This is a genomic window from Bacillus infantis NRRL B-14911 (assembly GCF_000473245.1).
GTDB lineage: Bacteria > Bacillota > Bacilli > Bacillales > Cytobacillaceae > Bacillus_AB > Bacillus_AB infantis.
Map to the genome: position 1 here is coordinate 3,258,244 of NC_022524.1, position 14,161 is coordinate 3,272,404.

The 14,161-nt window shown below is 46.4% G+C and carries 18 protein-coding genes and 1 other RNA gene; 4 read left to right on the top strand and 15 right to left on the bottom strand.

Features of this window, described 5'->3' with window-relative positions; genetic code table 11:
• Nucleotides 1-165 precede the first annotated feature (165 nt).
• The 4 genes from nusB to accB form a co-directional block, all read right to left on the bottom strand.
• On the bottom strand, nucleotides 166-558 hold the full coding sequence (nusB, locus tag N288_RS16510; RefSeq protein WP_009794957.1) for a transcription antitermination factor NusB: 393 nt from the start codon (nucleotides 556-558) through the stop codon (nucleotides 166-168).
• Nucleotides 559-774: 216 nt separating this feature from the next.
• Nucleotides 775-1,179 carry an Asp23/Gls24 family envelope stress response protein gene (locus N288_RS16515; protein WP_009794956.1) on the bottom strand — a complete coding sequence of 135 codons (405 nt, stop codon included), beginning with the start codon at nucleotides 1,177-1,179 and terminating at the stop codon, nucleotides 775-777.
• A 14-nt stretch (nucleotides 1,180-1,193) separates the two neighbouring features.
• Nucleotides 1,194-2,552 carry an acetyl-CoA carboxylase biotin carboxylase subunit gene (gene accC / locus N288_RS16520; protein ID WP_009794955.1) on the bottom strand — a complete coding sequence of 453 codons (1,359 nt, stop codon included), beginning with the start codon at nucleotides 2,550-2,552 and terminating at the stop codon, nucleotides 1,194-1,196.
• 12 nt (nucleotides 2,553-2,564) lie between these two features.
• On the bottom strand, nucleotides 2,565-3,065 hold the full coding sequence (gene accB / locus N288_RS16525) for an acetyl-CoA carboxylase biotin carboxyl carrier protein (protein ID WP_009794954.1): 501 nt from the start codon (nucleotides 3,063-3,065) through the stop codon (nucleotides 2,565-2,567).
• 1,108 nt (nucleotides 3,066-4,173) lie between these two features.
• Here accB and N288_RS25880 point away from each other — a divergent pair.
• Nucleotides 4,174-4,773, top strand: coding sequence for a methyl-accepting chemotaxis protein (locus N288_RS25880; RefSeq protein WP_404802209.1), 600 nt, complete (start codon nucleotides 4,174-4,176; stop codon nucleotides 4,771-4,773).
• A 314-nt stretch (nucleotides 4,774-5,087) separates the two neighbouring features.
• Here N288_RS25880 and N288_RS16535 read toward each other — a convergent pair whose 3' ends face one another.
• The 8 genes from N288_RS16535 to spoIIIAA are packed head-to-tail and all read right to left on the bottom strand — an operon-like array spanning nucleotide 5,088 to nucleotide 10,295.
• Entirely contained in the window at nucleotides 5,088-5,651 is a 564-nt protein-coding gene (locus tag N288_RS16535) for a SpoIIIAH-like family protein (RefSeq protein WP_009794951.1), read from the bottom strand.
• 1 nt (nucleotide 5,652) lies between these two features.
• Nucleotides 5,653-6,318, bottom strand: coding sequence for a stage III sporulation protein AG (gene spoIIIAG, locus N288_RS16540; RefSeq protein WP_009794950.1), 666 nt, complete (start codon nucleotides 6,316-6,318; stop codon nucleotides 5,653-5,655).
• Nucleotides 6,318-6,938, bottom strand: coding sequence for a stage III sporulation protein AF (gene spoIIIAF, locus N288_RS16545; protein WP_009794949.1), 621 nt, complete (start codon nucleotides 6,936-6,938; stop codon nucleotides 6,318-6,320). Before spoIIIAF ends, spoIIIAG begins: the two co-directional genes overlap by 1 nt.
• An 11-nt stretch (nucleotides 6,939-6,949) precedes the next feature.
• Complete coding sequence (spoIIIAE, locus tag N288_RS16550; protein ID WP_009794948.1) at nucleotides 6,950-8,149, bottom strand: stage III sporulation protein AE; 1,200 nt, start codon at nucleotides 8,147-8,149, stop codon at nucleotides 6,950-6,952.
• Nucleotides 8,150-8,186: 37 nt separating this feature from the next.
• Nucleotides 8,187-8,576 (bottom strand): stage III sporulation protein AD, encoded by a 390-nt coding sequence (gene spoIIIAD / locus N288_RS16555; protein ID WP_087944257.1) that lies wholly within the window; start codon nucleotides 8,574-8,576, stop codon nucleotides 8,187-8,189.
• A gap of 14 nt (nucleotides 8,577-8,590) precedes the next feature.
• Nucleotides 8,591-8,797: a stage III sporulation protein AC gene (gene spoIIIAC / locus N288_RS16560; RefSeq protein ID WP_009794945.1), complete on the bottom strand. Its 207-nt coding sequence runs from the start codon at nucleotides 8,795-8,797 to the stop codon at nucleotides 8,591-8,593.
• A 56-nt stretch (nucleotides 8,798-8,853) separates the two neighbouring features.
• Nucleotides 8,854-9,369 carry a stage III sporulation protein SpoIIIAB gene (gene spoIIIAB / locus N288_RS16565; protein ID WP_009794944.1) on the bottom strand — a complete coding sequence of 172 codons (516 nt, stop codon included), beginning with the start codon at nucleotides 9,367-9,369 and terminating at the stop codon, nucleotides 8,854-8,856.
• Entirely contained in the window at nucleotides 9,366-10,295 is a 930-nt protein-coding gene (gene spoIIIAA, locus N288_RS16570) for a stage III sporulation protein AA (protein WP_022544178.1), read from the bottom strand. Before spoIIIAA ends, spoIIIAB begins: the two co-directional genes overlap by 4 nt.
• 188 nt (nucleotides 10,296-10,483) lie before the next feature.
• Between spoIIIAA and N288_RS16575 the strand changes: the two genes are divergently transcribed.
• On the top strand, nucleotides 10,484-11,209 hold the full coding sequence (locus tag N288_RS16575) for a uracil-DNA glycosylase family protein (RefSeq protein ID WP_009794942.1): 726 nt from the start codon (nucleotides 10,484-10,486) through the stop codon (nucleotides 11,207-11,209).
• A gap of 68 nt (nucleotides 11,210-11,277) precedes the next feature.
• A complete protein-coding gene (locus tag N288_RS16580) occupies nucleotides 11,278-11,943 on the top strand; it encodes an SIMPL domain-containing protein (protein ID WP_069358519.1) in 666 nt (221 codons plus the stop codon).
• Between the two features lie 41 nt (nucleotides 11,944-11,984).
• Here N288_RS16580 and ssrS read toward each other — a convergent pair.
• A non-coding RNA gene (gene ssrS, locus N288_RS24805) (6S RNA) lies at nucleotides 11,985-12,167 on the bottom strand.
• Between the two features lie 125 nt (nucleotides 12,168-12,292).
• On the opposite strand from ssrS, the gene N288_RS25420 reads away from it, so the two are divergent.
• Nucleotides 12,293-12,454 carry a hypothetical protein gene (locus N288_RS25420; RefSeq protein WP_009794940.1) on the top strand — a complete coding sequence of 54 codons (162 nt, stop codon included), beginning with the start codon at nucleotides 12,293-12,295 and terminating at the stop codon, nucleotides 12,452-12,454.
• Between the two features lie 63 nt (nucleotides 12,455-12,517).
• Here N288_RS25420 and efp read toward each other — a convergent pair whose 3' ends face one another.
• Nucleotides 12,518-13,075, bottom strand: coding sequence for an elongation factor P (efp, locus tag N288_RS16585; RefSeq protein ID WP_009794939.1), 558 nt, complete (start codon nucleotides 13,073-13,075; stop codon nucleotides 12,518-12,520).
• A gap of 24 nt (nucleotides 13,076-13,099) precedes the next feature.
• Entirely contained in the window at nucleotides 13,100-14,161 is a 1,062-nt protein-coding gene (locus N288_RS16590) for a M24 family metallopeptidase (protein WP_009794938.1), read from the bottom strand.

Sequence of the window (14,161 nt, forward strand, 5' to 3'; positions counted from 1 at the left end):
TTGTTCTGTACAATAATCTAAACAGCGTAAAAAGCCCTTCCCTATTATAAGTTTAAATAAGGCCATCCGTCACGCCAAAACGGCTAAAACAGGCATATCGCACATTTAAACTGGATAGAGACAGGGCAATGAATGCTTTTGGTCCGGCCGGGACAGGCAGGACGCTTAAGAGTCCAGGCTATCCTTCACTTTCGAGAGGACACCGTTGATGAAACGGCTGGAATTGTCATCGCCAAATATCTTCGCAATTTCAATCGCCTCATCAATGACAACATTGGCCGGGACCTCTTTGCTGTATTTCAGCTCATAGACTCCTTGGCGGAGAAGATTTCGATCAACTGTTGCAAGGCGTTCCAGCTTCCACTTTTCAAGATACTGCTTGATCAGACTGTCAATTTCCTCTTTATTTTCAAGTACACCGGTTACCACAAGTGTCAGATATTCGTCCCCTTCTTCTCCCTCAAGCACATGGTCGATTGCTTCCGAAGGGTCTGCCTGGCTCACATCAATCTGAAACAGGGCCTGTAATGCTTTTTCTCTCGCTGTTCTTCTTTTCATTATATTCTTTAACTCCTTTTAGGCATCTTTGTCCAAATAACATAAGAAGATAATAGCATAACTAAAGCGGGTTCGCACTGTGTTCATCAATATTTTTGCCATTATGCCTTATATTCATAGGTGTTTTTTAATACTATCTGCAAGAAAGTTCCCTATCCTTCTGCAGGTCCAGTAATGGAAAGAGCCAAAGACATTAGCTGTCTTTGGCTCTTCTGATCAGATTTCCTGTTCAATTTCAGGCTCAAGCTTCTGGTTTTCAAATAAGATGCCCACCACATGAATATTGATTTCCTGTGCTTCAAGAGCAGTCATGTTCAACAGGGCCTGGCGGATATTATCCTGGATTTCCTGGGCGACGGCGGGGATTGAGATGCCAAATTTCATCAGGCAGTACACCTCTACCTTGATGCCTTCCTCAGTCAATTCAACCTTGACGCCTTTACCATGATTTTTCTTGCCTAAACGCTCGACGACTCCTGAGGCGAAATTGCCGCGCATCTGTGCAACCCCTTCTACCTCAGAGGCAGCGATCCCTGCAATCACTTCAATGACTTCAGGAGCTATTTCTACTTTTCCATGCCCAGTATTCCCCTGGCTCATTTCCAAAATGTTCTCGCTCATTACAGCACCTCCGGTTAATCTTCAGACTTCATCACTTCGTACAACTCAAGGAACTTGGTATTGAACTGTCCTTCCACAAATTTCTCGTGGCTGAGCAGCTTAAGATGGAATGGAATGGTCGTGTGTACACCTTCGACCACAAATTCGCTTAAAGCCCTCTTCATGCGGGAAATGGCTTCTTCCCGGCTGCTGCCATAGGTAATGACCTTTGCAATCATGCTGTCATAATAAGGCGGAATCATATAGCCCGGATAAGCTGCAGAATCGACCCGGACGCCAAGGCCTCCTGGAGGAAGGTACATACTGATCCTCCCGGCTGAAGGCATGAAGTTCTTCTCCGGGTTTTCCGCATTGATCCTGCATTCGATCGCCCAGCCATTAAAAGTAACTTCATCCTGGCGAAGGGCAAGCTTTTCTCCGGATGCAACCTTGATCTGTTCTTTGATCAGATCGACCCCCGTCACCATTTCTGTGACAGGATGCTCTACCTGTATCCTTGTGTTCATTTCCATGAAATAGAACTTTCGGTTCTGATAGTCATATATAAATTCTACAGTGCCGGCGCCTGTATAATCAACCGCTTTTGCAGCTTTAACAGCGGCAGCCCCCATTTCTTCGCGGATTTCTCCGTCAAGTGCGGGAGATGGCGTCTCTTCAAGGAGTTTTTGAAGCCTTCTTTGAATCGAACAGTCCCTCTCGCCCAAATGAAGTGTATTGCCATAGTTATCAGCAAGCACCTGAATTTCCACATGGCGGAAATCTTCAATATATTTTTCAATGTAAACGCCAGGATTTCCAAAAGCAGTAAGGGCCTCCTGCTGGGTGATATTGATTCCCTTTACCAGTTCTTCCTCGGTGCGGGCTACACGGATGCCTTTGCCCCCTCCGCCGGCCGTGGCCTTTATGATGACGGGATAATCAATCTTTTCGGCCAGTGCCTTGGCGTCATCCACGTCCTTTACGACACCCTGTGAACCAGGGACAATCGGCACTCCCGCTTCCCTCATTGTTTCACGGGCAATATCCTTCGTGCCCATTTTATTGATGGCTTCGGGAGTCGGGCCTACAAAGATGATGTTGCATTCGCGGCACAGTTCTGCAAAAGCAGCATTTTCCGCCAGGAATCCATAGCCGGGATGGATGGCATCACACCCTGTCAGTTTAGCAACACTAATGATATTCGTAAAGTTAAGATAGCTGTCTTTGGAGGCTGTCGGGCCGATGCAGTATGCTTCATCCGCCAATTGTACATGCAATGCTTCTTTATCAGCTTCCGAATAGACAGCAACAGATTCTATTTCCATTTCCTTGCAGGCACGGATGATCCGTACCGCAATTTCCCCTCTGTTTGCAATTAATAATTTTTTTATCATCGAAAGCTCTCCTTACTCAGGCTTCACCAAAAATAATGGCTGTCCGTATTCGACCAGCTGGCCGTCTTTCACCAGTATTTCCACAATTTCCCCATTCACTTCTGCTTCGATTTCGTTGAACAGCTTCATGGCTTCAACGATGCAGACAACAGAATCCTTTGATACCTTTGAACCTGATTTAACATATACATCGGCATCAGGCGATGGTGAAGCATAGAAAGTCCCTACCATAGGTGAGGTGATTTTATGTAAGTCTGCCTCCTGTACAGTTTCCTTTGGAGCTTCCTGGACGGCAGCCGGAGCTGTTTCCTGAATAGAAGCCGCAGAAACTGCAGGCTGCTGGACAGGCACCTCAATGGGCCTTTGCACTGCCGCAGGCTGGACAACAGCAGCCTCTGCAGCCGCGCTTTTCTTCATTTTAATTTTAGATCCTTCGTGCTCATATTCAAATTCATCGATAGTAGACTGATCAACAAGCTTAATCAGCTCGCGTATTTCTTGTACTTTTAACATACCATTCGGCACCCCTTGTCCTAAATAAAATTATGACTAGATACTAATATCATACGATAAGACCACACCAAAGTTCAACCGGCTTCTTTCAAGCAGCAGGACCTTTTTGCATCCTGCCCTTCTATTTTAATGTTTTTTTCAATTTTTGTGAAATTCCTCAAAGGAAATATGACTGTGCACAGCGAAACCTTACAGCATTAGACTTATTTCGACGGAGGACACCATAATGGACAAGCTTGAGAGCATAAAAAGGGAAGATTTGGCCCGAAAAAATTCACTGATTGTTAAATCGGCTTTTGTAAGCGTTATCTTAGCGGCTGCTGTAGATATTATAATGAAAAAGGAACTGGCTGTCATCCTTGCCATTCTGATTGCCGGGGGCATTGGCCTATGCATTGTTTGGTTGCTCCACCGCATTCCATCTGCCATTCATATTGTTCCGTATACAAGCATGATCCTGATTACCGCCGTCATGTTCATCATCATGGAAAACAGTGTCTCGCCAACAGCTTTTTTCCTCGCATACTTCATCATTGCCGCAGCAGCCATCTATATGGATACAGTCTTGCTCTGGCTGGCATTTTTTCTTGGAAACACACTCATTACAGCTTTTGCAGCACTTCATCATGGCACCCTTCCATTGGAAATGAAAAATTATGTGACAATTTATCTGCTTTACCTTTTAGTAACGGTACTCCTTTCATTTCAATTTTCCATATCGCGCAAGCTTGCCGAGAACATAGTTCTTTCTCAGGAAAAGACAGCACAGCTCCTGAAAACCGATCAGGAAATCAGGAGGGCCATAGACAAGGGCACAGCTGATATTTCTGAAATGATTGAACAGGTGAAAGAGAGAAGCGGCAAAAATTTTGAAGCTGCATACAGCATGTCCCGATCTATTGCCGAGGTTTCCGCCGGAATGCAGACCCAGTCTGAGGCAATCATGGGCATTAACCAATCCCTGTCAGTCGCAAACAAACAGGCAGAAGACACCACCCTGCTGTCAGAAAAGCTCCATCAGGATGCGGCTTCAGCCGAGCTGATCACCCGGACAGGCGATGCCCTGGTCGGCAGATTGGCGGAAGAAATGGGCGTTTCTTATAAGGAAATGCAGAACGCGATAGCGAAGATGAGCAGCCTCTCACTGCGGATACAGGATACCTCTGCGTTTACCGATTCAATCCAGGAGATAGCATCTCAAACAAATATGCTTGCATTGAATGCATCTATTGAGGCTGCCAGAGCAGGAGAACGCGGGAAGGGATTCGCAGTAGTGGCAGATGAAGTCAGAAAGCTCGCCGACCTGACAAGGAAAACGGCCATCATGATTTCTGAAAATCTGCAGGAGGTTATTTCGGAGACAGAGGCAGCAAAAGAAGACCTGGGAGCTGCAGGAAAAACCATTACCGGCAACCTGACGCTCACTTCGGACACCCAGCAGGCGTTTGAGGAAATCTTCACAGCCTTCATCAGGCTGAAAGAGGATATTGCCAGCTACAGCTCCATGACAAGGCAAATCAAGGAATCCTCCCATTCAATCGGGAATGCAGTTACAGAATTCAGCTCTGTGATCGAGCAGGCAAGCGCTTCACTCGAGGAGCTTTCTGCTTCTGTCGGAGAGCAGGCAAAACAAAACGAAGACATCTTCTCGTCGATAAAAAAGGCTCATCATTCACTGGAGGATCTGGTGGAGTTTCAGAAAAAGTAAGTGAAACCCGGCAGATTTATTATCCTAGTGTGCATCAAACATTAAAGAGGCAGTGCATTCAGTGATGCACTGCCTCTTTTCAGCATATCTGCAAGAGTGGTGTTTTGAGAGAGCGCCCTCCGCTTTTCTATTTGTCCAGCTCCGGGAGCTAGCCCCTCGAGTCTTAAGCCAATCAGATCAGAAGGTTAAAGAACAACCTTCCGCTCTGCTCGTCTTAAGCTTGAGGCCCGCAGGATGCGGGTCATGCGGACGTTGCCACAGGACGTGGCGTTCTTAGTCCGCGTTCCTTTATTGAGCAAGCGCCCTCCGCTTTTCTATTTCCCAGGTTCAAATTCTACTGATGCTACCTGCAGCTGCGGGATTTCGCCTTTTACCATTTGGATGATTTCGTTGGCAGCTGTTGGCGAGTGTTCTTTTGATTTGATGGTAATGCGGACTTTTTCTCCGTCTGCCCTTACAAGGACGTCTTCATAGTCCATGGCTTTAATGACTGTTTCAAGAAGGATTTCTTTCTGTGCAACATCTCTAAGCTGGTCGATTTTTTCCTTCGCTTCGTTTCGTTCTTCAGCGGAAAGATCTGTGGAGGCCATGACATTGGTGAGTTCCTCTTCCATCCGGCTGCGCTCATCTTCCATCTGCATGCGGAGCGTTTCGAACATTTCATCGCTGGAAACACCGGAGATGACTGTTTCGCCATCTTCAGAAGCAGTTTCTTCAGCAGATGACTCTTCTGCACCTGCGGTTTCTTCATTTGCCTTTTCCTCGACTGCGGCCAGATCATTGCTTTTTTGTTCAGGAGTAGTAATGTAGTAGACAGAGAGCACGACGACTAAACTTAGCATTGTTAAAAGCCAGACTGTTTGTTTTTTCAATAGCATTTCAGGATTCCCCCTTAGATTTTTTTGGCATTACAGCTACACGGTGGCTTGGGACATCCAGCGACCGCGTTACAGCCTCAATGATCCACTTTTTTACTTGTATGTTATCGGCCCCTTTAGCGACGACGAGTACTCCCCGTATAACAGGTTTTTTCGTTTCCACCACTATCGGAACCTCTTTTTCTCCATCTCTGATAATCACCAGCTGGTCTTCCTTGGACAAATCCTCCACTTTCCTTTTACCTCCCTCCCGATCGGTTTCATCGGTCGTTTGGGACTTGGTTGTGGAGTTCTTTTCCAATACCTTCTTCTCAGTTGCATCCACATTGACAACAACCGTGACATCATCGACACCAATTATGGAATCGAGCGCTTCCTTCAACTGGGCTTCATACGCTTTTTCATAATCAGTGATAGACCCGTTCCCGCCTGTCTTCTTTTGGCCAAAGGCCGGGACATCTTCAGTTTCCTTCCCTTCCTGGCTGCTGAAAGCCGGAAGCACCCCGCCAGCTTCTTCCTCCTTGAAAAAGGAGCTGCTGATGAGCATGATCGCTGCCCCGAACAATAGGGCGATCAGCAAATATTGATATTTTCCCTGCTTCTTATTTTCACCGCTTCCCATCAGGTGTTTCTTTATCCAAGCCAGCGGCCCCTTTTCATTGTCCATTAATCCTTGTTCCCCCCTTCTATCATGACTTCGATAGATTCTTCCTTTATATTCCATTTTTGAGCAAGAAGTGAAGCGATATCGTTTGATTCATCTGTTTCTGCGCTTGATGGAAAGGGTTGGTTCGTATTGATTTCTACCATGGAGACCACTTCGACTGCTTTTTCTTCAGGAACCTGCTGCTTTAGCTGGATGCTGACCTTCTCCAGATTCTCAGGGAAGGCACTCTGATTATTTTCATCCACGACTAGACTTACATCACTAATTTCCAATCCGTACTGTTCCATCAGCTCCTTTTCTGCGTCCGTTTTCAATTGGACAGCCATTTCTTCTAAAATATATGCACTGGTTGAAGCTTGTATTTCTTTTTTCTTCATTTCTATTAAATTTTCCATATTATGATCTTCCGCTGTTTCAGTGATATTTATTTTTCCAATGGCTTTTTCAAAATCCTGGGTGAACAGCTTGAGGACCGGGGACAGGATGATGGTGATCAGAAGCAGACCGGTCACCATCTTCGTATACTTCTGCAGGCTTGAATTCGGCAGGAGCATGTCCACAACAGTCGCCAGCAGAACAAATAATATGATGTTTGTAACCCACTCTTTTATGAACTCCATATCGGTCACCCCTATCTCATCATCATGGTCAGATTTCCTGCAGCGATTATGACGGTTATGCTTAAGAAAAACATAAGAGACACAAGGGCGAGTGCCGCAAATACGTAGATGACGCTCTTGCTGATGATGTCGAGGCAGGCGATGACCGGGCCCCCGCCGAGCGGCTGGAGGACAGCTGCTGCAAATTTATATATAAAAGCAATCATAAGAATCTTGATTGCCGGAAACGCTGCGATAATCAGCAGAATCGCGACTCCCGCGATCCCCACTGTATTTTTCAAGAGCACTGATGCACTGATGACTGTATCTGTGGCATCCGTGAACATCCTTCCGATGACGGGGATGAAATTTCCTGTGATGAATTTCGCGGTCCTCAAGGTCACGCCGTCCGTAATTGCGGCAGAAGCTCCCTGGACTGAGATGACCCCAAGGAAAATGGTCACGAACAATCCCAGAAGGCCTATGCTCCAGTTCCGCAGAAGATTGGCAAGCTGCGTCACCTTGTAATTTTCTGAAAGGACACTCACGATGCTGAGTACCGCTGAAAGAAATAGAAGGGGCAGCACCGCATATTGGATGAACAATCCGCTGATATTCATCAAAAACAGTATGACAGGATGGAAAAATGCAGCCGACACCAGCCCGCCAGACGAAGCGATCAGAGCCAAAAGGAGCGGTACGAGCGCCAGGATGAAAGAGGTCATTGTGCTGATGGCTTCGATGCTGTAATCAACCGCAACCCGGAAGCTGTTCAGTGCGATGATCACCAGAACCATAAAGATGATGGAATAAGCGGCTTTGCTGACAGAGCTCTTTTCAAAAGAATTCTGAAGGGACTGCAGAAACATGCTGAAGACCGTCAGGATGATGAGAGAGCCAAGAAGCTTTCCATTTACGAGAAACTCATGAAAGAGAAACTTCAGCCCCCCGAGCATCCATTCCTTCAGGGAGAATTCTTTATCTCCCTTAATAAATTCATATAAACTGCCTTTCTGGCTTTCCGGCAAAAAGCCGCCATATTCATTTGAAACTTTTTCCCAGAAACCTTTCAGCTCATCAAGCTCAAGGGTTTCAAGCTGGGCTTCAACCAGCGCCTCAGCTCCCTTTGGCCCGTTCTCTCCTTCATTTTCCCTGGAAGCTTGTACATCTGGCATCACACAGAAGGTGGCGAGAAATAATACTAGAAAAATAAACGGCAGCCGCTGCTTCATCTATTCACCTCATTTAAAAAAACTGATTGCTGTGACTTTAACTTGGTATCAGCTGAATGATCGATTCAATCAGGACAGTCAGGATCGGGATGGCCATCGCCAGAATCAGTATTTTGCCGCCGAGCTCAATTTTCGAGGCAATTGCACCCTGTCCTGCATCCTTCGTAATCTGGGCCGCAAATTCCGCTATATAAGCGATCCCGATAATTTTGAGGATCGTTTCTACATAGACAAGATTCACTTTGGCATTTACCGCAATCTTTTCAAGCATATGGATGATGGCATAAATCTGGTCAACGAGAAACAGGAAAATGCTGCATCCGGTAAAGACAACGAGCAGAAAAGCAAAGTTGGGCTTCTGCTCTTTTACGACGAGTGCAAGGAAGGTTGCAACCAGCGAGATGCCTGCTATTTGAAAGATCTCAATCGCTGAGCCCTCCCTTATCCTTGAAATAAAAATACCGACTTAATTTTTTGAAAGAGGTCGTCCACAATCGAGGCAACCATAAACAAGATATAGATAAAGCCGAATAAAGTGACCCACTGTGCGTACTCTTTCTTTCCGACCTGGTCCAAAATGGTGTGCAAAAAGGCGACTACGATCCCTACTCCGGCAATTTTAAAAATAATATCAACCTCTAATCCCATCATTTCTCCTCCTATACGCTGCTTAAATATTCCTTGCATCGTGTGCGAGCCCTGGTTTAAATCAATAGAATGATCAACAGGAGACCTGACAGGAAGCCAAGGCTTTTTACCATTCGTTCGTATTTTGCCTGTTTTTCATAAGCATCGGCTTCTTCCCTTTCCAGATGAGAGAGTGCCAGCATGATTTGTTTCTGCTGGGAAAACCGGTCATGGCGGCCGAGGGTCTCCCCGAACTGCTTCATGATCTCAAATTCTCCCTGCTTGAAGGCCGTCAGCTTCCACACCTCTTTCAGGCTTTCTTCCCAGGCTGCCCTGACGGTTGTTTCCGAATCTGTAAGCTTCTTTGAAAAAGATTCAAAAAACCAGGAAAGCGGCTTTGAAAGCTGGGCAGCCAGCCTTCTTGCCGCTTCGTGGAGCGGTGTATGCCCGTACATGATTTCCGCTTCCAGCGATTGAAGCGCTGACTTAAGCTGCCGCAGCTGGCGCGGTCTCTCATTCAAATGTTTTGATGCCTCAAATCCTGCCCATGTAGTGGCTAAGATGATGAAACAGGCGCCGATGATCTTCATCATGCCAGGTTCACCGCCGCTTCCCGATGGATTTCCCTGCCTGACTTGTCCAGAATTGATGCAATATTTCCGGGGCCGCCTGTCCGGTCCAAAATCACATATCTTTCAAAAATTCCGCTTTCAAGAATCTGCTTTAATGTCGGTCTGTTCTTTATTTCCTCCCATGAACGTCCATGGGTTGTCATCATCAGCTTGATTCCCGCATGGACAGCCTCCATGATGGCCTCCCCATCCTCCTGCCTGCCGATTTCATCAACGAGCAGGACATCCGGGCTCATGGAACGGATCATCATCATCATCCCTTCCGCCTTCGGGCAGGCATCAAGGACATCCACTCTTGGCCCAAAGGTCATCTGGGGAATGCCGCTGACACTTCCGGCAATCTCAGACCGCTCGTCCACTATGCCGGCCTTCTGTGCCGCAATAGCTGGATTCGCTGCACCAGAGGAGACAATCCGGGCAATATCCCTCAGCAGTGTGGTCTTGCCTGTCTGGGGCGGGCCGACTACCATAGTGTGGAGCCAGCCGCTGCTATATAAATAGGGTATCAGCCTGTCTGCTGTCCCGATCTTCTCTCTTGCCACCCTGATATTGAAGGAAGAGATATCACGGATGGCCTTGACTTTCCCTCCATCCAGAATAACTTTCCCGGCAAGCCCCACCCGGTGTCCGCCTTCTATTGTGATATAGCCCCTCTTAAGTTCCTCTTCCAAAGTGTAGATTGAAAAATGGCTGATTTTATTCATTAAGTGGACGGCATCTTCGGCTCCGACTGTATAGGGCAGGAAGCAGGGAATGCCTTTGGCTGTCACTTCAAGCGGCCTGCCGATCCTGATCCTGATTTCCTCCAGATGCTCCATCATTTCAGGAGGGACATTTTTCAGCTTGTCTGATAAATTTTTTGGCAAAAAGGCTGCAACTGTTTCCACAAAAATCCTCCTTATAGCTTTACTGTCTTTTATTTTCGCTACTAAGAAATGTATGTCGTTCCAGGAGCAATATGACAATATTTGTCCCTTTTCCATAAATGGTTTTTCGGATAGAAACAAAGGAAAAAGATTCTTTATCATGCAGAGAATATGGGTATCATGAATAATGACAGGGAAAGGAGAGGGATATGCTGTTTACCAGGTATAAAGAGGAAATTAAGAAGCTTCCTTTAAAAGAAACATATACAAAAGAAGACCTGCTGCATCCGGGATTGCTGATTGAAAAATATGGTGCTCTTCAGATCTATTACTCGCCCCATAATGAATATGTGAATAGCAGAGCTCAAGTGTTGATACTTGGCATTACGCCTGGATGGGCGCAAATGAACAAAAGCATCACGCTCGCAAGGCATTTGATTGGAAAGGTTCCTGACTCAGAGATGCTGAAGAGGGTGAAAGCAGAAGGACGCTTTTCAGGACCCATGAGAAAAAATCTGGCGGAAATGCTGGACAGCATTGGCCTGGCCGAGTGCCTTGGCATCGATTACTCCATGAAACTCTTTCATGATGATGATTCTATCCTTCATACATCCTCACTTGTAAAATATCCTGTTTTCAATAAAGGAAAGAACTACACAGGCCATGCCCCGGAATTAGGCCGGAGCCCGTTTCTGCTGAGCTATGCAGAAGAAACATTCAGAACGGATATACAGCCGCTGGATTCTCCCTTGATCATCCCCCTCGGCAAGGCGGCTGACAGCATATTGGAAGGATGGATAAACAGCGGGCTGATCAAACCTGAACTCTGTTTATCTGGATTTCCCCATCCCTCCGGGGCAAATGGACATCGTTTCAGACACCTTGAGGAAAAGAAGGAGGAGCTGGCAGGCAAAATCAGAAAGTATTTTAGCTGATGAATTTGTTCTGCTGCCGGCCGGAAACCAATAAATTAAAGCAAGAAGGATTAGGGGGAGGACAGTATATGTATAAAAATCAAGGCATTTCAGGGCAGCCCCTCCAGAAGCAGGGCCGGAACACCATCAGGGTCACAGGAAAGGGAACCGTCGAAGTAAAGCCAAGTAAAGCGGAGACCATCTTTGGCGTTTCGGCCGAGAGCAGTTCCCTGGCTGAGGCACAGGCGGAAGCGGCCCAGACGATCTCCAGGATTCAGGACGCTTTAATCAGGATTGGACTGCCGGAAGAAAGTATACAGACAAGCAACTATTCCGTTTTTCCGCAATACGATTTTCAGGATGGGAAACAGATTTTCAGAGGGTATAAGGCAGAGCATTTATTAAGGGTGATTGTTTCACCTGTGGAAGCTGCCGGCCGAGTATTGGATACCGCTGCAGAAAACGGAGCGAATATCATTTCTTCCGTCAGGCTTTTAGCCGATGAAGCAAAGCCTCAGAAGCAGGCTCTGTCACTCGCGGTCATAGATGCCTATGAAAAGGCTTCTGTTATTGCAAAGACCCTTCATGTACAGCTGGTTAAAACACCAGCAGCAGTCACTGAAGGAATCATTGCCCCCGGCCAGCCAATACAAGGGGAAGCCGGCATGTTTGTAAAAAGCGCGGCCGCTGGTACTTCAATAGAACCTGGCACTATGGAAGTTACTGCCTATGTTACAGCAGACTTTGTATATTAAAAAAAGCAACAGCCGATTGGCCATTGCTTTGGGATAACATATTAAGGGCCGCAGTTGCCGCCGATTTATATGGAGTTTCAAACCTGCTCCAACAGGTGGGTGTCCGCAGGAATTCTTTCCGGGTGTCCTCTGTATAGAGGCATGCCGTCCTGATTCCGATTTAGGGCTCCCTATTACTACATAAAGGTTGAAACTTCATATACAAACGAACAACGCAGCTTGTATTAATTATATTACAATAACATTTCTATAAAGGCAATAGCTTTAAGCCATTTTTTCATAAGCATGATTTTAAAAGCGCATACTAAAAAGAGTGCGGCAAAAAGAGTACCGAAGGGGTGGCTACCGAATGGTAAATGAAAATCATCAAAAATTTTTAAAAGAGCAGCAGGATCCGGACCAATATCTTGGCGGAACAAAAAGCAACAGCAAACCGGCATCCTCTGACCCGGAATATAATAATCCCGGAAATACCGATCAATCTCCGGGAACGACCGGAAAGAAGCTTTAACAGTTTAAATCAAAAAAATACCCGCTGGCAAAATGCCACGCGGGTATTCCTTTTTTTCACCGATTAGGCTCTGGACACATAAGAGCTTTCAGTTGTGTTGATGATCAGGACATCTCCCTGGTTGATGAAGAAAGGAACCTGAACAATCAGGCCGGTTTCAAGTGTAGCAGGCTTGGTTCCGCCAGAAGCAGTATCACCTTTGATTCCAGGCTCAGTTTCTGTCACTTCAAGCTCAACAGTGTTTGGAAGTTCAACACCAAGCGTTTCTCCCTGATACATCATGATCTGGACTTCCATATTTTCTTTAAGGAACTTCAGCTCATACTCAATAGAGTTTTCAGGCAGTTCAATTTGCTCGTAAGACTCGTTGTCCATGAATACGTGCTGATCGCCGCTTGCGTATAAGTATTGCATTCTGCGGTTATCAATCTGCGCCTTGCCTACCTTCTCGCCGGCACGGAAGGTTTTTTCCTGGATAGCGCCGGTGCGCAGGTTGCGGAGCTTTGAACGAACAAACGCTGCGCCTTTTCCTGGCTTAACATGCTGAAAATCCATTACTCTCCAAATGCCGTTATCTACTTCGATTGTCAATCCTGTACGAAAATCATTTACAGAAATCATGTGTTATGTCCTCCTAATATGCAATTACAGAATGATTAGTTCTTTAGTTGAATGAGTGAGCTTTTCGTTATGGTCCTTTGTAATGATTGTATCATCTTCAATGCGCACACCGCCAAGACCAGGGATGTAGATGCCAGGTTCGACTGTGACGACCATCCCCTCTTCAAGGATGACATCAGATCTGGATGCAAGCCCAGGACCCTCGTGGACCTCAAGACCGATTCCATGTCCTGTCGAATGCCCGAAATACTCTCCATAGCCTTTGCTGCTGATGTGGTCGCGGGTCAGGGCGTCTGCTTCTTTTCCGGAAATGCCCGGTTTGATGCCTTCAAGACCCTTAAGCTGAGCTTCAAGGACTATATGATAGATATCCTTCAGCTTGCTGTCCGGCTCACCCACAGCAAGGGTGCGGGTAATGTCGGATACATAGCCATTATAATAGGCGCCGAAATCAAGTGTAACCATATCCCCTTTTTCAATTACCTTATCGCTTGCCACTCCGTGCGGAAGGGCAGATCTATATCCGGATGCAACAATGATGTCAAAAGAAGAAGAGGCTGCACCTGCTTTTCTCATAAAGAATTCCAGTTCATTCGAAACCTCCAGCTCTGTCCTGCCGGGGCGTATATAGTCCAGAATATGAGTATATGCCTTATCGGCAATGCTCGCAGCTTCCTTTAATATCTTAATCTCTGACCCCGTCTTAATCAAGCGTAACTTTTCAATTGCCCCGCTTACCGGAACAAGCTCTGCTTCTGCTGCTGCTTCATAGGCTTTGAAGGAAGCAAATGATACATGATCCTGCTCAAAGCCAAGCTTCTGGATCCCCAGATTCCTCGCCTGCCTGGCCGCCTCTTCGACGATATTGCCTGAATGCTGAACGATTTCAAAGCCTTCACACTGCTTCCCGGCCTGTTCGACATAGCGGAAATCTGTGATGAACTGTGCTTTTTCCCCGCTGATCAGCACCACTCCAGCAGAACCGGTGAAACCGGTTAAATATCTTCTGTTATAATTGCTTGTAACCAGCATCCCATCGATTGAATGCTGTCCAAATGCAGCGCGAAGCTTCTGTAATTTCTCCAT